At 49.9% G+C, this 24575-nt stretch carries 14 protein-coding genes and 1 pseudogene; 3 read left to right on the forward strand and 12 right to left on the reverse strand.

The window, feature by feature from the left end; genetic code table 11:
- Nucleotides 1–72 precede the first annotated feature (72 nt).
- The 7 genes and pseudogenes from J4G02_18980 to J4G02_19010 all read right to left on the reverse strand — a co-directional run bounded on the left by J4G02_18980 (nt 73) and on the right by J4G02_19010 (nt 13094).
- Complete coding sequence (locus J4G02_18980; GenBank protein MCE2396622.1) at nt 73–2601, reverse strand: T9SS type A sorting domain-containing protein; 2529 nt, start codon at nt 2599–2601, stop codon at nt 73–75.
- Nucleotides 2602–2731: 130 nt separating this feature from the next.
- Nucleotides 2732–5192: pseudogene (locus J4G02_18985) on the reverse strand (PD40 domain-containing protein).
- A gap of 253 nt (nt 5193–5445) precedes the next feature.
- Nucleotides 5446–5571 (reverse strand): DUF5069 domain-containing protein, encoded by a 126-nt coding sequence (locus tag J4G02_18990; GenBank protein ID MCE2396623.1) that lies wholly within the window; start codon nt 5569–5571, stop codon nt 5446–5448.
- Between the two features lie 175 nt (nt 5572–5746).
- On the reverse strand, nt 5747–8938 hold the full coding sequence (locus J4G02_18995; protein MCE2396624.1) for a UPF0182 family protein: 3192 nt from the start codon (nt 8936–8938) through the stop codon (nt 5747–5749).
- A gap of 65 nt (nt 8939–9003) precedes the next feature.
- Complete coding sequence (locus tag J4G02_19000; protein MCE2396625.1) at nt 9004–11913, reverse strand: BamA/TamA family outer membrane protein; 2910 nt, start codon at nt 11911–11913, stop codon at nt 9004–9006.
- On the reverse strand, nt 11910–12707 hold the full coding sequence (locus J4G02_19005) for a hypothetical protein (protein MCE2396626.1): 798 nt from the start codon (nt 12705–12707) through the stop codon (nt 11910–11912). The genes J4G02_19000 and J4G02_19005 overlap by 4 nt, the downstream gene beginning before the upstream one ends.
- 9 nt (nt 12708–12716) lie before the next feature.
- The gene (locus J4G02_19010; protein MCE2396627.1) at nt 12717–13094 is read right to left on the reverse strand and encodes a tetratricopeptide repeat protein; all 378 of its coding nucleotides are present in this window, start codon (nt 13092–13094) and stop codon (nt 12717–12719) included.
- A gap of 266 nt (nt 13095–13360) precedes the next feature.
- Here J4G02_19010 and J4G02_19015 point away from each other — a divergent pair, with 266 nt between their 5' ends.
- Entirely contained in the window at nt 13361–13906 is a 546-nt protein-coding gene (locus tag J4G02_19015) for an MOSC domain-containing protein (protein MCE2396628.1), read from the forward strand.
- Nucleotides 13907–14293: 387 nt separating this feature from the next.
- Here J4G02_19015 and J4G02_19020 read toward each other — a convergent pair whose 3' ends face one another.
- Nucleotides 14294–15130: a hypothetical protein gene (locus tag J4G02_19020; protein ID MCE2396629.1), complete on the reverse strand. Its 837-nt coding sequence runs from the start codon at nt 15128–15130 to the stop codon at nt 14294–14296.
- Between the two features lie 228 nt (nt 15131–15358).
- On the opposite strand from J4G02_19020, the gene J4G02_19025 reads away from it, so the two are divergent.
- Complete coding sequence (locus tag J4G02_19025) at nt 15359–16204, forward strand: sugar phosphate isomerase/epimerase (GenBank protein ID MCE2396630.1); 846 nt, start codon at nt 15359–15361, stop codon at nt 16202–16204.
- Between the two features lie 289 nt (nt 16205–16493).
- Here J4G02_19025 and J4G02_19030 read toward each other — a convergent pair whose 3' ends face one another.
- The 4 genes from J4G02_19030 to J4G02_19045 form a co-directional block, all read right to left on the reverse strand.
- Nucleotides 16494–18332, reverse strand: coding sequence for a transketolase (locus J4G02_19030; GenBank protein MCE2396631.1), 1839 nt, complete (start codon nt 18330–18332; stop codon nt 16494–16496).
- A gap of 218 nt (nt 18333–18550) precedes the next feature.
- Nucleotides 18551–19327: an Rpn family recombination-promoting nuclease/putative transposase gene (locus J4G02_19035; protein MCE2396632.1), complete on the reverse strand. Its 777-nt coding sequence runs from the start codon at nt 19325–19327 to the stop codon at nt 18551–18553.
- 107 nt (nt 19328–19434) lie between these two features.
- Nucleotides 19435–20481 (reverse strand): aminotransferase class I/II-fold pyridoxal phosphate-dependent enzyme, encoded by a 1047-nt coding sequence (locus J4G02_19040; GenBank protein ID MCE2396633.1) that lies wholly within the window; start codon nt 20479–20481, stop codon nt 19435–19437.
- Nucleotides 20481–21005 (reverse strand): tetratricopeptide repeat protein, encoded by a 525-nt coding sequence (locus J4G02_19045; protein ID MCE2396634.1) that lies wholly within the window; start codon nt 21003–21005, stop codon nt 20481–20483. The genes J4G02_19040 and J4G02_19045 overlap by 1 nt, the downstream gene beginning before the upstream one ends.
- A 1292-nt stretch (nt 21006–22297) precedes the next feature.
- Here J4G02_19045 and J4G02_19050 point away from each other — a divergent pair.
- Nucleotides 22298–24575, forward strand: a 2278-nt coding sequence (locus J4G02_19050) for an N-6 DNA methylase (GenBank protein ID MCE2396635.1), incomplete at its 3' end; no start/stop codon positions are given.

Below are 24575 nucleotides of genomic sequence, written 5' to 3' on the forward strand. Positions count from 1 at the left end.
TCAACCCGCTCATCAGTGATGGCTGAAACCCCCTATTCATCAGGGTTACAACCATCATAGGGTCATTTGATACTATTTAAGAATGACCATGCGTCGTAAGTCGGTATAATCACCCGCTTGGAGCTGATAAAAATAGACCCCACTTGCGACCGATTCGCCGATTTCGTTGCGCCCGTCCCAATAGGCGGCCTTCGTCCGACCGGTGTAGAACCCTGCGGGCTGATACCCCAAATCGAGTTGGCGCACCGGTGTGCCTTTCGTATCATAAACCGTAAGTGTCACGTTGGCATCGTTAGCGAGTTGATAAGGAATCCACGTCTCCGGGTTAAACGGGTTGGGGTAGTTATGCAAAAGTGCTGTCTCTTGCGGAACTAGTGATGCAAGGAGTTGTTCAAGGAAAAGAATTCCCTTTTGGGTATTTATATCCGTAAGATCCAATCCTTTTGCTTGGGTGAGCCAACCCTCGACATCGGCGGGGGTCAGATTGGTCAGTGCCAAGGGATGTCCAGCAGGTGCGGCAGTCGTATTGCCTATCGCGCCAGCGACCTGAACCAAGTCAGCAATGTCCACAACGCCGTCCCCATTGACATCGGCATCATTTTCGCCTGTCTGTCCCAACTGTAATCCGACCAGAGCTAAATCCAAGATATTGACCACCCCATTTCCGTTGACATCCTCAACTGGCGGGTCCTCCTCGACGACAGGTGGTGGTTCCTCGGGCGGCGATGGAAGTGTTGCATCCCACAGAAGCACCGTACCATCCCAACTCCCACTGACAAGGGTTTTTCCATCGGAACTGAAGGCAACGGTCTCAACGCTAGAAGAATGCCCGACGAGGGTTTTCAATGGTTCAGCAGTGGTGGCATCCCACAGACTGACCGTATTGTCCCACGCCCCGATTGCGAGAATCTTCCCATCGGGACTGAAATCGACACTTTCGACGCCCCACGACTCCCTATCAATGGCTTCTACCTCCTCACCGGTGTCAACATCCCACAGGCGAACGACACTGTCCCATCCTCCGCTCGCGAGGATCTTGTCATCAGGACTGAAAGCAACGGTCAGGACATGATAGCGATGCCCCTCAAGCACGTGTAGAGATTCCCCTGTGTCAACATCCCACAGACGAATGGTACTATCTCGACTTCCACTTGCGAGGATTTTTCCATCGGAACTGAAAGCGATACTCTCGACACCGGTGGTATGTCCACTGAGAGTTCTCAACCGCGCTCCGGTGGCGACATCCCACAAGCGGATGTTATCGTCCTCGCTTCCGCTTGCTACCATGCTGCCATCGGGACTAAAAGCGACGCTTATGATATAAGCCCTATGCCCGACGAGCGTTTTCAGGTGTGCACCGGTATCAACGTCCCACAACCGGACGGTATCGTCCTGACTGCCACTAGCAAGTGTGCGCCCATCGGGACTAAAAGCAACAATATCTACATCGTCTGTATGTCCAAAGAGGAAGTGCTCGCGCTCTCCTGTCTCGGTATTCCACAAGCGGATGGTGCTGTCCCAACTCCGACCGATGAGTACGCGCCCCTCCGGACTGAAAGCAACGTTCAGAACAACGTCCGCGAACCCTGTGACAGTTTCGGTGTTCTCACCGGTGTCAACATCCCACAAGCGGAAAGAAGCATCCCACGCGCCACTTGCGAGGGTGCGCCCATCCGGGCTAAACGCGACTCTATAGACATCAGCCGTATGTTCGGTCAGCGTGTGAACGGCCACACCGGTGTCAACATCCCACAGGCGAATGGTATCATCCTCACTCGCGCTTGCCAGTATACCCTCATCCGAAAAAGTGAGTCCATAAATAATGGAGGTATGTCCGGTGAGAGTTTTAATGAGGTCACCTGTATCAACATCCCACAGGTGGATCATTGCGTCGTAGTCTCCGCTTGCGACCATATCCCCATCTGGACTGAAAGCAACCGCCCGGACGAGAGACGTATGTCCGGTAATAGTTCTGATGTTCTCGCCGGTCTCAACGCTCCACAAACGAACAGTTTGGTCCCAACTTCCACTAGCGACTATATCTCCATTTGGGCTAAAAGCAACACTGTTGACCCGATCTGTATGTTTGTCGAGGAGGTGAACGGTCTCGCCGGTGTCAACATCCCACAGGCGGACAGTATCGTCATAACTTCCACTTGCGAGAATCTTTCCATCCGGGCTAAAAGCAAGGCTTCGGATACCACTGTCATGCCCAGTCAAGGTTTTGATGTCCTCACCTGTAGTGGTATCCCACAACCGAATGACTTGGTCCCAACCCCCACTGGCAAGTATATCCTCAACCGGGGAATACGCCATGATAGAAGGCGAATACGTCTCAGACTCATATATTGCGGTCTGCCCGGTAAGCAGGTCAACCTCTTGAAGGGTTGCCGTATCGTAGAGCCAAATACCGATAGCGGTAGCGACTGCGAGCCGGCTGCCGTCAGGCGAATACTGAAGTCCAGCTATCCATCCTTTACCGAATCGCGCAATCGCATCTTCGGGCAGGTGCCACTGCGGATTTTCTTGGGCGAAGCTGTTTGATAGAAATAGAGCAGAGAGTAATAATAAAGTAAGGCTAAAAAACCCTGTCCTTTTCATTGAAATTGATTCTCCTTTTTGATTATCAGTTTTGCGGATTGCCAGATACACAGCAAATGAGCGAAAGGTGGCTTAGATCCAGAATCCGAGTTCTTTAGAAAAACCCGGATTCTTTCGCCAATTAGTGTCCCTACTTAAGAATAACCATCCGCCGTAAGTCAGTATAATCGCCTGTTTGGAGTTGGTAGAAATAGACCCCGCTTGCAACCGATTCACCGGTTTCGTTGCGTCCATCCCAATAGGCTGCTTTTGTCCGAGTGTTATAGAATCCCGCGGACTGATGTCCCAAATCAAATTGTCGCACTGGTGCACCGTTTATGTCATAGACTGTGAGGGTCACATCAGCATCGTTGGCGAGTTGATAGGGGATCCACGTCTCTGGATTAAACGGGTTGGGAAAGTTAGGTAAGAGTGCTGTCTCTTCCGGAGCCAACGCTGCAAGAAGCTGTTCAAGGAAAAGGATTCCCCTTTGTGAGCGGACATCCGTGAAATCTAACGCCTGTGCTTGGATAAGCCACTCCTCAATATCCGCAGGGGTAAGGTTCGCTAGTGCTATAGGATGTACCGAAGGTGCTGCTGCCGCGTTGGCGATAGCACCAGCAACCTGAACCAAGTCCGCAATATCCACAACGCCATCCCCGTTGACATCGGCATCATTTTCGCCTGTCTGTCCCAAACGCAAGCCAACTAGTGCTACATCCAAGATGTTGACGACTCCATTCCCATTAACATCCTCGACGAGTGGGGGCGGTGGCTCCACTGGCTCCGGCGGTGGCTGTGGAACATCCCATAGCAACACCGTGCCGTCCCGACTTCCACTGGCGAGGACTGTGCCATCGGAGTTAAAGGCAACGCTCTCAACCCTAGAGGCGTGTCCGGAAAAAGTTTCGATATGCTCACTTGTTGCAACATCCCACAAGCCAACCGTATTACCCCATCCTCCGGCTGCAAGAGTCTTTCCATCGGGACTGAAAGCAACGCTCTCAATAATACTATCTACGCCATAGTCACTTGCTTGAATGGTGGTCATCTCTTCACCGGTGGTGACATCCCACAAGCGGATGGTATTGTCCCACCCCGCACTTGCGAGGATTGTGCCTTTGGGATTGAAAGTAACGGTTAGCACATGTCCCGAGTGGCCCAAGAACACGTTCAGGAAATCCTCAGTCTCAACATCCCACAGCACAACGGCGGAGTCTCGACTCCCACTTGCAACGGTTGTACCATCGGGACTGAAAGCGAGAGTCTCGACGCCCGCTTCATGTCCGTAGATAGTTCCCAAACGTTCCCCAGTGGCGCCATCCCACAAACGGACAGTATCGTCTTCGCTGCCACTTGCGAGGGTTGTGCCGTCGGGACTGAAAGCGATGGTTATAATATAAGCCCAATGTGCGACGAGAGTTTTCAGATGTCCTCCGGTCTCAGCGTCCCATAGGCGAACGGTACTGTCCTGACTGCCGCTGGCGATTGTGCGACCATCCGGGCTGAAAACAACAATATCCACATCGTCCGTATGCCCCACGAGATAGTGCTGGCGCTCCCCTGTTTCGGTATTCCAGACACGAATAGTTTGATCCCAACTCCGACCAACGAGTGTGCGGTCACCGGGACCGAAAGCGACGCTCAAGACCCTACTCTCATGCCCGGTAAGGGTATTGGTGTTTTCGCCGGTGTCAATCCCCACTCCCACTAGCGAGGGTGTTGCCATCCGGGCTAAACGCAACTCTATAGGCATCAGCCGTGTGTTCGGTAAAAGTTTTGACTGTCTCGCCTGTGACAGCATTCCACACGCGGATAGTATCATCCTCACTCGCACTTGCTAGTATGCCCCCATCCGAAGAAAAGACGACCTCGTAGATAGTTGAAGTATGCCCGGTGAGAGTTCTGATTTTCTCGCCTGTTTTAACATTCCACAAATGAATCATCGAGTCAAAATCTCCGCTTGCGAGTGTACCTCCCCAACCGAAAGCGACCGTTTGGATGAGAGACGTGTGTCCGGTAAGAGTTCCGATGTTCTCACCGGTGTCAACATCCCACAGGCGAACGGTCTGGTCCCAACTCCCGCTGGCAACCATATCCCCATTGAGACTGAACGCGACGCTAGAGACCCAATCTTCATGTTCGGTAAGGGTGTTGGTGTTTTCGCCGGTGTCAACATCCCACAGGCGAACGGTATCGTCGTAGCTCCCACTGACGAGGGTTTTTCCGTCCGCGTCCTCATGCCCAGTCAGAGTATTGATACTCTCACCCGTTGCGGTATCCCATAGCTGGATGGTATCATCGTAACTTCCACTGGCGAGTATACTCCCATCCGAAGAATATGCGATAGTAGAGACTGTTTCCGTGTGCCCGGTGAGCAGATCAACCTCTTGAAGAGTTGTCGTATCGTAGAGCCAGATACCGATAGGACTGCCGACCGCGAGCCGGGTGCCGTCAGGCGAATATTCAAGCGCAGATATCCAGCCTTTCCCAAATCGCGCAGTGGCACCGTCGGGCAGATGCCACTGCGGATTCTCTTGCGCGAAGCTGCTTGATAGAAATAGCGCAGAGACTAACGATAGGATAAAAGTAAACAGGGGTATCTTTTTCATTGCGATTGGTTCTCCGTTTTGAGTTGTCAATTTTGAGATATATCGTTGGAGTTCAGAGCAGGTTGAGCGCAGCGAAATCCCAAAGTATCGGGGGCAAATCGCTGCCTGCTCCCCTACCCATTTTTTTCGATACTTATCGACTAAGTTTTTGCATTGCGGCGATCATATCGTCGTCTGACGGGCTGCTTTTCACCATCTCAACAAACTCGTCAGCATCTAGCTTGTGTTCCTCCAGGAACTTTTTGTCCTGCGGTCACGGGTAGATGTACTCACCGATAGTACCGTTCAATTTAGCGCGCGCCTTATCCGTAACCCGCGCCAACCACCAGTATCCGCCAATAAGCATATCCCGATGACGTGGTTTCCAATCGAGTCCCATTTAATTCACCTCCTTCGTTAGTTCATTAGTTCATTAGTACATTGGTTCATTAATAAACGAATGAACCAGAGTGAAAACAATAGGTAAGAAAGTGAAAGCGAGGCTGTGGGTCGAAACACACGCTCCGACGCTATCTCACACGCGTTCTCTCATCTTGTCCATTACGAATCACGTTTCACTCCACGTCCGCCTCAAGCTGCTTCAAGGTCGCTTCGAGCAGATTAAGGTAATGTCCATATTCCGCCCAATTCCCCGCGCGTTGCGCCTCCTGTGCTGCCTCAAATTGTTCTCTCGCCTGTTTTGCCAGCGTCGAAAGAGATAGCGAAGCGGCTGCACTCACCCCTTCAGCGGCTTCAGTAACGGAAGGGGCATCTTGCGTCAACGCGACCTCCAACCGCTTGCCGAACATGTTAATCAATGCCTCATCGAGGCTCGCGCCCCATGCGACATTCTCCTTATAGCCGACAACAACGCGTCGCAATTCAGGAATCGCAGTGTCTTCATTCTCCGCTTGGATGTAAATCGGCTCAACGTAGAGGATCGCCTCATTCATCGGAATGATGAGTAGGTTGCCACGTAGGACGCTTGAACCTTGCGTATTCCACAAGCTAATTTGCTGGGAAATTTCAGGTTCTTGCGTGATGAAGTTTTCCACCTGCATCGGTCCGGGAGCAAGTTTTCCCTTCGGGAAGCGATAGACAAGGAGTTGTCCATACTGTGGTAAATCGCATCTCGCAGCGATCCAAGCGGTGAGGTTCGGCTTATTTTTCGGCGTGAACGGGAGCATCAAGACAAATTCCGCACGTTCCTCGCCCGGTATTTTGACGACTACATAGTACGGCGCAACCTCTTGCACATTCGTAACCGTATCCGGCAGTTGCTGGGTGCGTGTGAATGGGCTTGGCGGTTGCGGGGTTTGTGGGGGACGGGGACGCTCGGTGTTATCGTACAGTTCCTCCCCGATTTGCCACTGATCCTCACTCGCGTAGAAGGTAATCGGATCTTTCATATGATAATCTTGATACATCCGCGCTTGAATGAGGAACATCGTGGTCGGGTATCGGATATGCGATTTGAGATTTTCGGGCATCGCATCGAACGGTTTGAATAAATCCGGGAAGATACGACGATAACACTCCGCAACGGGATCTTGCTCCTGCTCCATCAGATAGAAGTTCACGCTGCCATCGTAGGCATCGATCGTGACCTTGGCAGCGTTGCGGATATAGTTCCCCCACGGCCTCTCTCCGCCGACAATACGTCCAGCAGCACGTCTACCACCCCGTTCCGCAATGGTGCTGCGGATGGTGTCCTGCATTGGTGCGGAATAGGGGTAACGCGCGGTCGTTGTATACGCATCAATCACCCAGATCAACCGACCGTCGTGGATGACAAGGTAAGGATCGAGATCATATTTCAGGAACGGAGCGATTTGGCTGACACGCTCCTTTATGTTTCGATTGTAAAGGACGCGACTGGTTGATCGGATTTCGCCGGGCAAGATGAAATTGAGTGCATTATTGAATTTCAGCATGTAGGCAAATTTTCGGATAAACGAAGAAAGATCGACACCGCCCAGTCCTTGGTACGAGTATTTGGCAAAATCTTGTCCAAACGTTTCGGGGTAATCAAACTCAAGACCCTCTGACCGGTCTGGATGGACAATGACATAGTGGTTGGTGCGCTCACCGTAGTAAATTCGAGGACCCGGATTGTCGTCAAACCGATATGTCCATTCAGGTTCGTAATTAATTGGGTCCATATCCCGAATGTACATCTTCGGCTTCCCGTCCAGAACTTCATCCACAGGACTCATCACCGCTCCATAGCCGTGCGTGTACACGTAAGTGCGCTTAAACCAGTCCCGACTCACTTCACGCGGCAAATCGTTAATATTCAATTCACGACCAGAAAGCATTACCTGTCGGGGTTCACCACTCTGCATCAGGTAACGGTCAATATCTACGTCAGCAAAATCGTATTGTGAACGCAACTCCTGCAACTGGCGGAAAGTCCGTCGCAGTGGTCGCCAATCCCAAAGACGGATACTATTAATCACTGCCGCGTTCTCTTGCCCCGTGATGTTGTCATAAGACAACTCTCCCGTCAAAGGATATTCCGTCTCAGTCACGGTGCTATCCTCCAGATCATACGCATGCAGTGTTGCCCTGATGTTATAGTTGATATATTCTCGCTCAAGGTCCTGTTTACTCGGTTCAACTTTCAGATTTTGAACGATACGGGGATAGGCTTGTCCCATAAAGGCAACAAGCAGGAGAACAATGATACTCCCAACAGCGAAAGAGATACGCCGTAAGAAAATACTGATGAAGAAAATCAACGCGCAAGCAACGGTAAGCGCGAGCAGTATCCATAACACAGGCAGCCGTGCCTGTATCGCTGCGTAGCCGCCACCACCTCGAACAACATCGTTGGTGGTGTAGAGTAGGTCGTACATCACAAACTGGTAATTCCATGCACGAAACAGCAGCGTCAACCCAATCAGGATGAACAGATGTGTCTTGACACGCTTCGGCGGGGAGAAGCGGTTATCCTCATTAATAAGTAACCCGTGAAAAAAGTAAAGTACCCCCGTAAAAAGGGTAACCAACATGAACAGACCGAATAGGTAGCCGCAGATCAAGCGTTCCAAGGGCATCCGAAAAACATAGTAGCTGACATTCTTATTGAAAATTGGATCACGGGCGGCTGCAACCAAAGCCGCGTCTTCGGTTGCATCGAAACTTAGCCCTTGGTTTAGTGCAACTCTAACGCTCCCATCCCCACCCGGACTGATGGACCGGATTTGTGCTGTATGACTGCTATCCCCTTCTTCGATTGTAATTTCATCTCCTACTTTAAACCCTTTCGCACTATACTCCAATTCAGAAATGAGAACATCTGTCGCATCTCGATTTGCTGGCGCATCAAGCGATGTCGCGGCTTGGAAGGAAAGATTGCTAGCATTTGAATAGCGGAGAAATTGCTCCCAGTAGTCTGTCGAGGCATACCCACCCACAATACTCCCTCCAATTGCCAAGAGTGTTAGTACTACATACACAGCTTTCCGAAGGTTAAAATCGGGCATGCCTTCAAGCGGGATCGATTCGACAAGTGTTGGACTCAACCGAGGTGGGGTAAAGCGATACAGGAGATAGAGATTGATGAGGGTCACAGCAAGAAAGAAACCACCGACGGCAATCCCCAGCCCTATTTTTGTCAGTAGCACTTTCTTGTAGATGGCGAGGTAACCGACCATATTAAACCAGAGCAGGTCAGGGTAGATTTTGACGAAGATTGCACCCACGCCAATGATTACCACCAAAACAACAGCAACAATAATGAATCGATTCAAGTTTGGTTGCATACATCCTTCCTTAATTAAGGGTAAGCTAAAGTGTCTAGCATGTGATAAATCAGTGAATTTCTGGGCTAAAACGCCTGACCCAAACCGAAGTGGAACGTCGTATCTGGATCGATACTAGCCAAATCGGTGCGGCGCGCCACGTCAAAATCGAGAGAGAAAAAGCCAAGCTGCAATCGAAGCCCAAGGCCAATTGAGCCTTTTACATCATCAAGGCGAACCCGATTGCCGTCGCGCCAGAGCAAGCGGTAGGGGTTTTTAGAGTTGAACTCCTCGTCTGACCATGTCGTTCCAAAGTCAGCGAAGACAATCCCTCGAATGCCGCCAATCGCCCACGAAAAGGGCCAACCGAAACGAAGTTCGTCTATAAACGGAATCCGAAGTTCGAAGTTCAACAGCCCCATCCGCGTCCCAATCAGTTCTTCATAACTATAGCCACGTAGCGTGTCAATGCCACCGAGATAGAACAGCGACTTGTCTCTTGCGAAACTTCCACCGAGCAGCAAACGGGCTGCAAAGGTCGAACGTCTGCCAAGCTTGAAATAGCGGCGGAGGTCAAAAATGAGATTGGTCAATTCAAGGTCACTGCCAGTCGCACGATATGACTTTTCAACGGTGAGATTATAGCGGGTACCGCTTTGCGGCCCAAATATCTGCCATCGCGTCGTGTCGCTAACGAGGGAAATTGTACCAAGCATTAGAAGCCCACGATTATCTTCGCGTTCCGTCTCGAATCTGAAAGCGTAAGGGGTAGAATACGTCAAGAACTGTAACTCCATGCGACGATACCGATTAAACGGATACATAACAGAGCCGGCAAGTCCCGTTAAACGTTGTGAGACGCGACGACGATTCCGGGTTGTCCCCAACAGATGATATTCATGAAAGTTAAAGAGAGATGCCCCGAAATCCGCACGACGCGCAAGAGAACCGTACCGGGCAATGAAATCCGGAGCAAGAAATCCTGATTGATTCTGGACACTCAACCCTAGACGATGGTTCCCCATCATATCACTTGCAACAAGTTCTGTCGAATTGCGCAGCAAACCATCAGCACCGAGGCTGAAGTTGGTGAAGATAGCATCTAAGCCAATTTTCGTGCCGTATTTCCGGTGCCCGATGCGACGCTGTTTCCTCTCCGCAGTCCCGACAAATTGGGCAGGTTCAGACTCAGAAGTTGGTATCTCAATCTTTTCATTACGTGCCTTCTCTGCCTCCATGATATACACATCCTGCTTCCCCGATTCGTAAGCACCAAACAGGATGCGCTTACGGTCGGGTGAAAAACTTGGGTTAAAACAGCCGGTAATAATATTAGTCAAACGCGTCAGGTCTGTGCCGTCCGATCGCATGGTGCACAGGTCATAGACGCCACCTATATCCGCACAAAAAAGCAGCTCCTCACCGCCCGGTGCCCAGCGGGGACCAGCCGCATTATGCTCGCCATGCGGTAACTGCCGTGATGTCCGGCTGCTGACGTCAATGATAATCAGCCTGTACTTACCCCCGCGCTCCGAAGCATAGGCAATCTCTTCCTTCGTTGGATGCCATGAGGGATTACCATCGTCAAAGGAATCGTTTGTCAGACGGATCAACTCCTCTGTCGCTAGGTTTATAATAAACAGGTCGGTCTGACCTCCACTTAGCGCAGAAAAAACAATCCGCTCGCCGCTGCCATCATAGCTCGGCGAACCAGCAGCGTCGAAATCGAGTTTGATTCGGCGTTTCAATCGCTTACTAATGATGTTCACTTCAAGCAGATACTCCGATTCGCGGTACTTGGCGATGAAGGCGATACGGTCGCCATCCGGAGACCAAGCTAGCCCACTGCCACCGCTCCGAATCTCTTCATATTTACTCCCAAAAAAATCTTTACTGATGCGCTCTAAGCGGCTGCCGTCCCTAGCAGATGCAAGGACAATCTCACTAAATCCATCGTTGCCTGTGACATAGGCGATAAGGTCACCACTAGGAGACCAGATCGGTTTCACGTTATGCGAATAGCGCGATTTCTCTGTCAGGTTCTTGGCGATCGAGTCTGGCATATCCTTGTGCTCAATCATGGGCCAATACTTCTTTTGCACCGTCAAACGCCAATCTTTATCGAACTGTTCAAGACTAACGCCAATCACGTTTTGGAAGGCTTGGTTGAGATCTTTGGTCCGGATATGGCGCAGCTCCTGCATTACCTGCCCAACCTTATCCCGTCCATACGTCTCGACAAAATATGCGATGGCGGACTGCCCCATCTTATATCCCAAGAATACCTGCGATCCGAGTATGCGAAAATCCTGAAGTCGTGTCAGCGGAACCACCTGATTCGCGATGCTCGCATCTCGTAGTACCATCTCTCCAACGGCATCATTATCGTTGCCGAAGTAGTCCGCTGTTCCCTCCATAAACCAGATTGGAGGGCTATACAGAAACTCACCGCTGTAAAAACGCCCAGCGGGTTTCTGATAGATGATGTCGTACTGAAAAATATGAACCAGTTCGTGAAAGATGACTTCACGAAATGCAGACATTGAGCCGGTAAAAGGGATAACCATGCGTCGCTTAAAGAGTTCTTCAGCCAGCGTAATGTTGGTTTCTTGAAAATCTTTATGTGATTGATATAAGATGAGCGGCGTCCGATCTTTAAGTTCGTGCTCAAAATCCTCGCTATGTTTTTCGTAAGCCTCTTCGACGATGTCCGCCATGATTGAGACTAGCTGCTCTTCACCCGGATAATAATGGATGTCAAAATGCTCTGTCCGGTGAATCAGCCAATCAAAATCTTGGTCTGTGACCTTATTCTTACCAAAACCTTGCGCCCAACCGCTGCCAACCGAAAGGAAAAGCAGCGAAGAAACAAATAGGAGAGAAAGACAGAAAACGGGACGACGAGAAAACGAGAAAACGAGAAAACGAGACAAAAATCTCTCATTTTCAGAACGTTGCGTTTTCAATTTGTGGTATCCGCGATCGGTTTTCATCATCTTACCAAAAACCTTTCCTCTTGTTCGTAGTGCGGTGAAACTTGTTGGGTGAACTCCGAAATCGCTTGTCGCGCTAAACTCTTTAGAACACCCTGATGCGGCGCGACTTCTGAGATCAAGAATGAACTAACGCTATGGGCTTGGAACGCACGCCGTTCATAGGTATCATCCTGTATAATTTCCTCTGTGTCCACACTAGCAATTACAACCCTCAACGAGAGAATGTAGGTCTTTTCAAGGTAATCCTGATAATCGGTGACATACCTCTGAAGACTTCTCGAATAACGTTCCCCATAATAGCGTCTCGGCTGGCTCCTCGTAAAAAAGTCATAGCTGCCAACGATGACCGCATCAACTTCAAAATATTCTCCAATACGTACCAACTCTGACACATCGACTAACAGATCCTCATCAACCGTTTCATCATTAAATAGCCGCAGCGTATCCTGTGTGCTAACAACGTCCAAGTTTTGATTCCGTCCCAATCCAATTCGCATCAAGGAGGCAATCTCCCCCCCTGTGTCGTCGGAAGATACTATCCGCTGCCTCCCTGAACCCTTCGCTTCGATAAACGGCAACACAGCAAAGCCTGAATACTTGGTAACATCAATTGTGGATTCAACCTGGATTTTGATAGGGACCCGCGTTACCGCGGATGCACAACCCCAATACACTCCCAAGCATAAAAGCATCGGCAGCATCGTAATGATGAGTGAGCTTCCTCCGATGTATCGGGACAGGCGGAACGGAATCTGAATTTGGATTGATTTGTTGATTTGTTGATTTTGGTTCATTGATTCAGCCTACGATTCGGTTTGCTCTGAGTCCTGATCTGGTTGGGGTTGATCTGGCGGATCTGCTTTCTCCGCGGGTGGCGACTTCACGCGATTGCGCTGGACTTGCATCCGGCATTTCCTGTAGTTGAAGCGATAGAACTTATTGTCAGGTTCTAATTCTGTCGCGCGTTCATACGCTTTAATTGCTTCGTCGATCTTGCCCGCGGCTTCGTAAGCAACACCCAAATTGTTGTGCACCTTCGCATTTTGCGGTTCAATCTTTAAAATATGCTGCCAGCGGAAAATCGCTTCATTCCAAAGCTGCAACTCAGCGGATTTAATTGCGAATTGATTATACTGATCGATCGTCGGTTGATCCTGTAAGGCCCCACACGCAAATATCATAAAAGGGAGAGCAAGCAGGAGTAAGCATATACGAACTAACAAATTAAATCCCACCTTTCAAAAGGTAAATTCTACATAACTCCAATTAGTTCAGTCAAGCTAAAAGGGTAGCAGCCGAAATATTTATAGACAATCCCTGAGGATGAGGGCGAACTCTTTTTCCTTTCAATTTCTCTTATTCTATACTACAATTATAAGACACACTTTGCAACGATAGAGAGTTCCAGCACTCAAAAATTGCATCAGTCCATACTACGGAGGAACAGATGGCAATCCAGCGTTTATCAGCAGCTCAAATCGAAGCTCAAATGGATCAGTTAGCGCAAAGCCCCCAAGACCTTGGTGTCCTTGAATATATTGTCCTTCGCCTGCCCGACGAACAGCGGGCAACCCCCCAAGCAGCCGATGTTAGTCCCGATGGAGGACTCGAAGGAGATCGCTGGGCACGACCAAACAGTCCCAATCCGGGCGCCCAAATATCTGTGATGAATTCTCGGTTCCTGAGGATAATCGCCGGTGACGATACACGGATGCCCCTTGCCGGCGATAATTTACTCATCGATTTTGATTTAAGTGAGGAGAATCTCCCCGCTGGTACTCAATTACAAATCGGCACGGCTACTTTTGAAGTTACAGATGTCCCACATACCGGTTGTCAAAAGTTCCAACGCCGGTACGGCAAAGATGCACTTGAATTTGTCAACGGAGAGATCTATAAATCTCAACGACTCCGCGGACTGTTTATACGGACAATTGAAGCGGGAAAGATTCAAGTTGGAGATTCTATCCACAAGCTAGCCATTACATCATAACAATGAATGCGTGAGCAGGGGATTTCTTTTTCTTCAGGACTTACGCAAATTTGGCACACGGGGTAGATTTTTTATTTTTAACCCCCTAAATCCCCCTTATCAGGGGGACTTATGAACGCGCTCCGTAACTCCTACCTTGCATATTACACATCACGTATTATGTATCACGCCACTTAGCTTACTGTAGGAGGGATCTCCGAATCCCGACACCTCGCTAAATAACCCTAAATTTCCCGATTTTACCTTGATTCTTTTAAGCGAGATATGCTAAAATTAGGGACGCTTTTGCCGGAGTGGTGAAATCGGTAGACGCGCTGGACTCAAAATCCAGTGAGCCGCATTAATCCGCCATATAGCCTTGTTGAGGCTATATGGTTTTTTTTATGATCACGACCACACAAAAATCTCATCATCGTCCGCAGAATAGCCGATGAACACCGCTAGAACGATGCGAGGATTGTTCCCTTGGACCGGGGGAACTTCGTGGATGCAACGGGTGTTGAAGAAATACAGATCGCCCGGCTCAAGTTCAACCCGACATTTCTCAATACCGTTTTCAGCAGCATACTGGTGAAAAGTGTTCTCAACGATATAAGGCTGCACCTCCTCCGTCCACAAACATCGGTGCAGGATCGCCTGCGTACCTGCATCAAATTCATCCGCATTTTGCAAGCACAGCACACCCGCAAACTGGTGATCAAAACGGTATACGGCGTAATCAGTCCGTGCCTCTCGCAGCCGCACACTGTCAATGTGCGGATGATAGAGTTGGGTGTGGTAATGGATGCGAAAAATCGCGGGACCATAGCGACGACCATCTGGCTCGTAGGCTGTCCTGACCTGTTTGTCCGGTGCAAGATCCGATAGCGCATTGTAGATGAGATCTACCGGATTATCGAACCCATCAAACAGGAATTTGAACAGATGATGCGTGGCGTCCGAATGCTGAAAGAAATGCTCTTGATCCTTCCCTCGAATCCCTAGGCTCGTGCCGATGTCGGTTCTCACCCGCTCGTCCCCACCGTATACATCATCTTCGGGGTTGCGTGCCAGTCCCATGTTATAGAATCGCTCAATCAGCGGGGTACATTGATCCGTATCGTAAGCCCCTCGAAACATAATGGCCGGCATCTCCGCCTGAGACAACGCGTAGAGTGGGTCTGCACAATTTGCCCGAATCGTCTCTAAATCTGGTCCAACCGGTATCCAATTTTCCGCAGCCATATAATTCCTCCGTTTTTTAGTCAATTTGCCTTCATCTAATCGTCGCAGTAGAATCCCCATCTTGCAAGATGAGGGGGAAACTGTATCTCTTTTTAACTTGTATGGTATACCCTAACTGTTTTATAATAACCCAAATTACCACCTAAAGCCCCAGTGGGGCGACATGTGGCAGCTTAAATTGTAGCAACCCTATCTAATCAGAAATCTAACAAAAGAAGGAATGTTTGCATGAACCTCGGTTATAGCACTTGGGGAATGCCCACCGTCCCCATTGATGTCGCAATTCCCCATATCGCACAACTCGGATTTGATGGGATGGAACTAGCGGTCGGCCCCCGTTTCATCACCGAATTGAGTACCCTCGACGCCGCCGAACGCAAGCGAATTGCGGGACTGTTGAAACAACACAACTTGGCACTACCGGCAATCGCCGCGCATTCAAGTTTGATGGAAACCGATCCCGAAGCACACGCACAAAACATGTGGCGACTGAAAGGTGCAGCGGATCTCGGTGTTGAACTCGCTCAGGGAGATAGCCTACCGGCAATCAACACAACATCAGGCGGTCAACCGGAAGAATGGGACAGCCAAAAACAGTTCCTCGCTGAGCGGATCGGAGAACTCGTTGAATATACCCAAACGCTCGGAGTGACCGTTGCAATGGAACCCCACATCGGCGGTCTGATCGATACGCCCGATAAAGTCCTTGAACTCCTCGACCTCGTCGGTTCCCCCTATCTTAAGGTTAACTTTGACATCAGCCACTTCGATATCATCGGTATACCCACCGAGGAGAGCGTCGCTGCCCTAGCGCCACATTCTGCCCATACGCACGTCAAAGATCAGCGTGGACTCGCCCCCGATTTCGAGTTTCTCATCCCCGGCGAAGGTCCGTTCGACTACGCGAACTATCTGAAACTGATGGAGCAGCACGGCTACGACGGGTTCATCACCGCCGAGGTCAGTTTTATGGTGCAAGCTCGCGAAGACTATGACCCACTCGCGGCAGCAACCCTATCCTATGAAACATTATCGCGCGCCTTTGCTGATGCGGGCATTGATCGGACAAGATAGTTGGTCTCCACAGGTCTAATGTGTTAGCCCATGTTAAAAAATCGTGCAACAGAAACCGAGTTTTTGACAAAAACTCGGTTTCTCTTTATCCTTGCACCTTTTTTTTAGGCCCCCATAGGTTGAACTTCCTAGCCCAATCGCACCAATGAACCAATGAACTATAGTAGATTTTAGAATTAATGAGACACTCCAAACCGGTGCGGTTAGAAACCGCACCTACCAGGGGGCGAAAGTGTCTATTTATTTTTAGAATTCACCATAATTACGTTTCACGCCTTACGTTTTACTTTCAGACAATCTCCTTCACTTTTCGGACGATTGCTCCTGCGCTGATGCCGTGTGCTTCCAGAAGTTCATCCGCCTTGCCCGATCTCGGCAGCCCGTTGACAGCGAGCTTGTGAACCGTGACCCCTCTGGGGGCGACCGCATCTAATACCGCATCGTTAAGTCCACCCTCCGGGTAGTGATCTTCAACCGTTACGAGCGTGTTGTTGGTGGCAGCGGCTGCGTCGAGAACTGTGTTTGCGTCAATCGGCTTGACCGAATAGAGATCGATGACACGGATGGAGATACCATCCGCTTTCAGTGTTTCATACGCCTTCAACGCTTCGTGAAGCGTGACTCCCGCTGCAATAACAGTGACCTGATCGTCGTCGCTAGATCGGAGTACCTTGCTACCTCCAATTGGAAAATCCTCGGCGTTTGTATAGATTGTTGGTGTCGGCGGACGGGAGGTCCGAATATAGACGATGCCCTGATGCACCGCAGCTTGCTCGACCAAACGTTCCGCCGCGACGGCATCGCTTGGATACAGCACAACCGATCCGGGGAGTGCCCGAAACATAGCGAGATCTTCCAGTCCCATCTGAGAGGGACCATCTTCACCGACCGAAACACCGCAGTGCGAACCTGCGTACTTTATGTTCGTCTGAGAGATCGCAGACATCCGAATGTGATCACACGCGCGAGTGAAGAACGCTGCGAAGGTCGAGACGAATGGAATCTTACCGCACTTTGCTAGTCCAATCCCCGTACCAACAAGATTCTGTTCGGCGATGAACATTTCAAAATAGCGATCGCTGTGTTTCTCCATGAACTGCTCGGCGTAGGTGGAATTTTTGACATCGCCATCCACCGCAACAACCAGTGGATTCGCATCGCCCAATTTGGCGAGTCCAGAGCCGTAGCCGCTGCGGGTCGCTGCTTCTTCGCCCAGTTGATATTCAGGGGTTGTCATCTCCTGAATTTGTGGTTCAACGACAGCAGTTGCAGGGGCTGCTTCAATCCGAAAGTTCCCGTCTTTACTTAAAGGCCCCAGTTCTTTCAGAGCGTCATCCAACGGTTCACCCTTGGGAATCGCTTTACCGTGCCAGCCAGCCTTGTTTTCAAGGGAGGATACCCCCTTGCCCTTAAAAGTTTTCGCCACAATCATCGTCGGCTGATCCTCGGTGGACTTCGCTTTATCTAATGCAGATAGAATCTCGTCAAAATTGTGTCCATCAATTCCAATTGCCTGCCAACCAAACGCCTCAAACCGCCGACAGTAGGAATCAATATCAAACCCGTACATTGTCGGTTCGCTCTGTCCCATGCCGTTGACATCAACGATGCCAATCAGATTATTCAGGTTGCGGTGTGCCGCAAGCGCGACTGCCTCCCAAACGCTGCCTTCCGCAGTCTCTCCATCGCCCATCAGGACGTAAACGCGGTAATCTGACTGGTCTAGATATTTGCCGTTGAGAGCCATCCCAACACCGATCGACAATCCCTGTCCTAGCGATCCCGTGGCGACATCGACCCATTCCAAACGCGGCGTGGGATGCCCCTCAAGGTCGCTGTCAATTTCACGGAGTGTTAGTTGATCTTCGACGGAGATGATTCCCGCCTCCGCCCATGCGGCGTAGAGTACCGGGGCAGCGTGCCCTTTCGACAGGATGAAACGATCATTGTTTGAGTTACGTGCATCTGTGGGGTCGTACCGCATCGCGCGGAAAAACAATGCCGAGATAATATCCGCTGCGGACAAGCACGTTGTCGGATGCCCGGATCCGGCCTCTGATGTTGATACGAGTGAATGGATGCGTAGATTATTGGCTTTCTGTTTCAAGACATCTATGGAAGTTTCCATTGTGTTCCTAATTCCTTTATCACTGTTTTTATTTTTTCACTGAAGAGAGATCGTCTTTCAACTGCAAGAGTTGTGCTTCTGGCAGGTTTGTGATTTCAGAGATAAGTGTCATCTCCATTCCTTTGGCAAGCATCGCCTTTGCGGTTTCAATGCGGCCTTTCTGCTCACCCTCACGCAGTCCTTTCTGCTCACCCTCACGCAGTCCTTTCTGCTCACCCTCACGCAGCCCTTCCTGCTTGAAAAAAACGCTGTCTTTCTCTCTCTAACGCTGTGACTAACATCGTCTTCACCTCCTCTTCGTTCTGATAAATGGACTCCAATGACTGATAATCGTCAGATTCAATTCGTCCGTGGAAGGCCAACTGCCTAAACCAGTTTAAGAACAGACTGACTGCTTGTCTATCCGTCTCCGACGAAAATAGATTCAGCAGCTCCGCTTCCAGCACCTCTAAATCATAATGCGATTCTGCTAAAAACAACGTCGATACGATGTTTCGGATCTTTAACAACGCCTCCTGACTATATTCGTTCTCAGCAATCAGAAAATACTGAAAATCTAATGCAAATGCACCGAGTGGCGGGTTCTGCTCAATTAACGCCGAAAGATTGACCGGTGCCGTCCACGGCGCGCTTCCATTGTACAGCACGATTGGAAAGACTGCCGGCAATTTTTCGACATCGCTGTTATTGACGAGAAAATCCATGTAGAAGTTGGTGATGTAGTTCAGCACCCGTAACGCCATAAACGGCTCTACAGTGGATTGAAATTCAATCAAGATGTAAATATAGACTTCGCGGTTGTGAAACTGGACTTTGTAGATTAAGTCGCTCTCGGTCTCTTTGTAGTGTTCGGAGATAAAAGATTTATCGAGGGGTTCACACTTGTCGAAATCGAGAGAATGGACCCATTCTTGGTTGACGAAGGTTTCAAGGAGTTGTCGAAAGATGGTTCGATTTGAGAATAGTTTCTTATATCCGCTGTCGTGAATATTCATCCCTAACGCCTTTTGAACCAAGAGGGAAGATGGATTGTTTCCGGTATTGCCCCATCCTTCTACCCTTCTAATCTAAAACAATTCTCCCGTTTCCTTGTTGTTGTGTTTTAGTGCCCTAGAGATTTAATCAGGTCCACCAACGCTTCCGCGGCATACAGTACATCCTCACGACTCGCATCGTGATTTGCCACCATTCGGACGGTCATCGGTCCGTAAACAGAAACCTTAATATTGTGTTGCAGAACGCGGTCTGCAAAGTCCGCTGCAGAGATTCCTAGCGGCTTTGTATTGACAAAAACCATGTTGGAATGCACATCCTCTGGGTTCAGGGCTAATTCGTCGAATTGGGACAACGCTTTTGCGAGGAGTTTAGCGTTCGCGTGGTCTTCGCCGAGTCGATCCGGCATCTCTGACAGCGCGACAATGCCAGCCGCAGCAAGCACTCCCGACTGCCGCATCGCACCACCGAGTCGTTTCCGAGCGCGGCGTGCTTCTTGGATAAAGTCTTCCTCCCCAGCGAGCATCGACCCAACAGGAGCGCACAGTCCCTTAGAGAGACAGAACATAACGGAATCGACACGGCTTGCGACTTCACGAGCCTCAACGCCCAACGCATGGGCAGCGTTGAAAATGCGGGCGCCGTCCAAGTGGACGGGGACCCCATACTGCTGTGCCAGTTCGTGAACCGCGCTCATCCGATCCAACGGAATAGCGCGTCCCCCACGACGATTGTGTGTATTCTCCAAACAGATTAAGCTGGTCTTTGGAAATTTGGCGGGATCACGTTGCAGATAAGCCTCTACCTCATCAAGATCAGGAACGCCATCCGCGCTGTTCATCACAATCGGCATAATCCCTGCTAATGAGGACAGATTTCCGTGTTCATAGTAGTAGATATGGCACTCGGCATCCATGATCGCATAGTCGCCGGCGCGGGTGTGTGTCATGATAGCAGCGGTATTCCCCATCGTCCCTGTCGGCACGTACATCGCTGCTGCTTTGCCAATCTTTTCAGCCGCCAACGCTTCCAAACGATGGATGCTTGGGTCTTCCCCGTAGCAGTCGTCACCTACCTCTGCGTTCATCATCGCTTCACGCATCTTATTGGTCGGCTTGGTCACAGTATCACTTCGTAGATCAATAATCTTATCCATTATGCGGACCCACTTTCTTTATCGAGTGTCAGCGAGGCGATTCGCCGCTGTGCCGCTGGCGCAAGATAATGCAGACTATGGTGCTTTGATAACTGCCCAAATGTTTCAAGGGCTTGATTTATTTGGTTCAATTTGAGATAAGCCTCGCCCATCCAGTACATTGATTTGGCAAGGATGTCATTCGGTGGCGGCGGCTCGGTTGGGTCCTCCGAATCCTCCGATTCCTCTGCATTTGGGGGATCTGAGGGATGTGATTTTTCATATTCAATTGCAGCTTGGAATTCTGCGATGGCTTCTTCGTAGTTTCGATCTTCATAGTATGCCTTGTTAGCCTGATAAAAACTCATATTGTTACCATCATGTAGGAACTCCAAATGATCCTCCTCCACTTCTTCTATAATGTCTTGTGTCTCTTCATCGTTTAAAGAAGAACTCTCCGTCTCCTCTTCCTCTACCGTTTCTTCTGTTTCTTCCACTTCTTTTATATTATCCTGTTTTGCTTCATCTTCTTGCTTCCTAGCCATATAAAATCTCCTTCGGATATAGTTTATCTACCCATCGGCAGAATGAGCATCTTCGCACCATTGTTGACCTTGGTACAAGCGTAGTCAACAGAAAAATAAGTTCAAGAAAAGTCCTTGATCAATGAATTGGCAATTGATTTATAGTATACCAAAAACTAGGCTTTATGGCAAGAACCGCAAAATAGAAAAAACTGACAGATTATTTCGTCATAAGGGAGCAACGATCCCTCGGGAATGGACAATTGATTTGCGTCTAGGAAATTTGCTTTTATCCACCCCTACGCCTCTGGTATAATATAGTGGTAGGCATACTTCGTATGCCGTAACCTGTGTTATAATAACCTAAGTTGCTAGGTTCTGTTGACATTTCATCGCAATCAGACAATCAAGAGGGTGCACAAACGCGTGATCCTTCGTAGGGATTGGGTCTGCCAACCCTTTGGTCACGCGTCAGAGTCCGTTCCGCCTGTCCCGATTCCATCGGGGAGACCAGGGACGCTTTCAAACTGCTGTAGGTCGATTTTCCAAAATCGACAACACCTAGGATGTTTCAGTTGATTGAGCCAAGATTGTGGCGCGACACGCTGTGTATTTTGTCGAGATATGAATCTCGACCTACAATCTCCTTTTGTACCCCGATCTGTTAGATTGTGATCCCAGTCTGCAAACTAAATTGAAGATTAATTTATTAATTCGGTAATTTCCGAGCGATGCCCGGTGCGGTTGCAAACCGCACCTACCGGGCCTGGGGAAAATATAGCATTACCGAATTATTTTCTGAAACCTCATACAGTTTGCGCTACATTTGTCAGATTGGCTGATGATTACAGCGTTTACCGAATGAGCAGCTTCAAAATGTCAACACGCCCTAGCAACTTGCGTTATAGTAATAGGCATACTCCGTCCGCCGTAACCTCCGTATGCCATAACCATCTATAGGGATGTTTTCTCAGGTTGCTCCTGCTGGATTGCTATGAACATCTGCGCCCCATCAGTGGGATATAGGACTTCATCGTTTCTATCCCCGATAAGATCGGGAGGCAAGCACCTGTAAATCCTTGAATCCCCGATGAATCNNGTTGTAGTGAACAACGATCGTTGTTCACTACGATGGTCCCCACCGGTACATAGAAGCGCGTATATTTCGTAGGGAACGGAGCTCTCCGTTCCATTTGTCTTAAATCGCTGGGGTAATGCGTCCGAAGGTCATCAAAATTGGCTCAATTTTCAAATGTCAACACGCCCTACGCTCAACCTGAAAATCCTGATTCAGACAACTATTTATCAATCCAATGAACCAACTACCCAACGCCGTTAAAAATCAATCCCTCTTTTCAAACTACTACCTCGATTCCCTCATCGCCGATCAACCGCAGTGGGCGGATACCCCCGACATCGAAGCGGACTACGTCGCAATCAAGGAACTCTTCGATGCTGTCGTACCTAACGCAGAACACCTCAACGAGGCACAAACCGAAGAGGGATTCATTCGACCACTCCTAAGAAAGTTAGGACACGTTTTCGAGGTGCAGCCCGCGCTCCACACAGCGCAGGGAACCAAAGCACCCGATTACGCCTTCTTCTCATCGGCGGAGGCCCTCAATGCGGCCCAACCTCACCTCAGAACTAACCAATTTATCAACACTGCCCTCGCTGTTGGTGATGCAAAGAAGTGGTCACGCAATCTGGATCGAAAAGCGCAGGATGAGGGGGACCCGTTCAACAATCAAAATCCAAACTACCAAATTGACTTCTATCTGCGCGGTGCGGATAAAGACTGGGGCATCTTGACCAATGGTAGGCAATGGCGACTCTACCACCGTCAAACCAGTTACCGGCTCGATAGCTTCTATGAGGTAGATCTCGCTGCACTGCTCTCCGAAAACGGAGGCTTAGATTCTTTTCGCTACTTCTATAACCTCTTTCGACGAGACGCCTTCATCCCCGATCCGAGCGGGATATGCTTCCTCGATCACGTCTTGGGGGAGAGCCAACAATACACCGTCGGCGTTTCTGACGATTTGAAAAACCGTGTCTACGATGCGCTACGCCTGCTCATTGGTGGCTTCCTCAATTTCCACCGCAACCATTTTGAAGAAACTGATCCACCGCTCGATGAGATTCAGACCAACTGCCTGATTCTGCTGTACCGTATCCTGTTTACCGTCTACGCCGAAAGTCGTGATCTGCTACCCCTTGACAATCACGATTATGCAATGCAGTATAGCCTCGACCATCTGGCGACCGACATCCACGACAAACTGGAGGGCGGTATCACCCCCGCGCCGGGAGTAAGCCTCTATTGGACACGACTCAAAGAACTATTTACGCTTATTAACGATGGATGGGAAGGTCACATCCCACAATATAACGGCGGACTTTTCAATCCGCAACAACATCCATTTCTCGAAGGTTATGAGATTGGCGATGATACACTCGCACAAGTTATCGAACTCCTAACACGGACGGAAGCGGGCGATCGCATCACTTACCGTGACCTTGATGTACGCCATCTGGGAGATATCTACGAGGGCTTGCTCGAATACCAGCCCCAAATTGCTGACCAAGATCTGGTCATCGTTTCAAGCAGAGGGAGCGAGATGGTCGAACCAAAATCCTCTCCCGATCAGGAGGTCGCCTATCAAGAGGGAGCGGTCTATCTCCTGACCGACAAAGGGGAGCGGAAAGCGACCGGGAGCTACTACACCCCCGATTATATCGTCCGCTACATCGTCCAAAACACGCTCGCGCCGCTCTGTGAGGGCAAAACCGTCGATGAAATCCTATCGCTCAAAATCCTTGACCCCGCCACAGGGAGCGGCCATTTCCTCGTCGGCGTTGTCGATTACCTCGCCGAAGAGCTGATTACCCACCCGGACGCGCTACACATGACCGAAATCGCAAGTGAGGAAACGGAACTTGCCTATTGGCGGCGGCGCGTTGTCGAGTCCTGCGTCTACGGCGTTGATCTCAACCCGATGGCGGTAGAGTTGGCGAAACTCTCCCTCTGGCTCCACACGGTGGCAAAGGGCGAACCTCTCTCGTTCCTCGACCACCACATCCGATGCGGCAATTCCCTGATCGGTGCGAAAATTGAGAGTTTATCGAACCTGCCAGAACTGAGGAGAAGCCGCCGCAACACAAGCCAATCCCAGACAGAGATTACGATGGCTTTCCCCTTCACCGACACAGTTGCCAGAGCCATCGGACACTATCTACTGATTGAGGAGATGGAGAGCCGCACCGCCGACCAAATCCACGCAAAGGAACACCAGTTAGACATCGCCCAACAGATGCTCCGCTTTCACAAAGGGGTGGCGAATCTCTGGACGAGCGTTTACTTTGGCAATAATGTATCCCGTGCGACCTATCATCAGGCACTGAATGCGCTCCGTGCCAGAGACACCGATGCCCTCGATAACCTGCTTTCCTATCAGCGGGCGCAGGCGATAGCGGTGGAAGAGCGGTTTTTTCATTGGGAAATTGAGTTTCCGGAGGTGTTTCGGGATAGATACGGACGGGAGAAGGATAATCCCGGATTTGATGCAGTGGTAGGAAATCCGCCGTATG

This window comes from Candidatus Poribacteria bacterium, assembly GCA_021295755.1.
Lineage (GTDB): Bacteria > Poribacteria > WGA-4E > WGA-4E > PCPOR2b > PCPOR2b.

Coding starts and splice junctions, on each gene's coding strand:
- J4G02_19025 (MCE2396630.1), top strand. CDS start 15,359: ATGAACCTCGGTTATAGCACTTGGGGAATGCCCACCGTCCCCATTGAT.
- J4G02_19035 (MCE2396632.1), bottom strand. CDS start 19,327: ATGAATATTCACGACAGCGGATATAAGAAACTATTCTCAAATCGAACC.
- J4G02_19020 (MCE2396629.1), bottom strand. CDS start 15,130: ATGGCTGCGGAAAATTGGATACCGGTTGGACCAGATTTAGAGACGATT.
- J4G02_19045 (MCE2396634.1), bottom strand. CDS start 21,005: ATGGCTAGGAAGCAAGAAGATGAAGCAAAACAGGATAATATAAAAGAA.
- J4G02_19000 (MCE2396625.1), bottom strand. CDS start 11,913: ATGATGAAAACCGATCGCGGATACCACAAATTGAAAACGCAACGTTCT.
- J4G02_19005 (MCE2396626.1), bottom strand. CDS start 12,707: ATGAACCAAAATCAACAAATCAACAAATCAATCCAAATTCAGATTCCG.
- J4G02_19010 (MCE2396627.1), bottom strand. CDS start 13,094: ATGATATTTGCGTGTGGGGCCTTACAGGATCAACCGACGATCGATCAG.
- J4G02_18980 (MCE2396622.1), bottom strand. CDS start 2,601: ATGAAAAGGACAGGGTTTTTTAGCCTTACTTTATTATTACTCTCTGCT.
- J4G02_19030 (MCE2396631.1), bottom strand. CDS start 18,332: ATGGAAACTTCCATAGATGTCTTGAAACAGAAAGCCAATAATCTACGC.
- J4G02_19040 (MCE2396633.1), bottom strand. CDS start 20,481: ATGGATAAGATTATTGATCTACGAAGTGATACTGTGACCAAGCCGACC.
- J4G02_19015 (MCE2396628.1), top strand. CDS start 13,361: ATGGCAATCCAGCGTTTATCAGCAGCTCAAATCGAAGCTCAAATGGAT.
- J4G02_18995 (MCE2396624.1), bottom strand. CDS start 8,938: ATGCAACCAAACTTGAATCGATTCATTATTGTTGCTGTTGTTTTGGTG.
- J4G02_18990 (MCE2396623.1), bottom strand. CDS start 5,571: ATGGGACTCGATTGGAAACCACGTCATCGGGATATGCTTATTGGCGGA.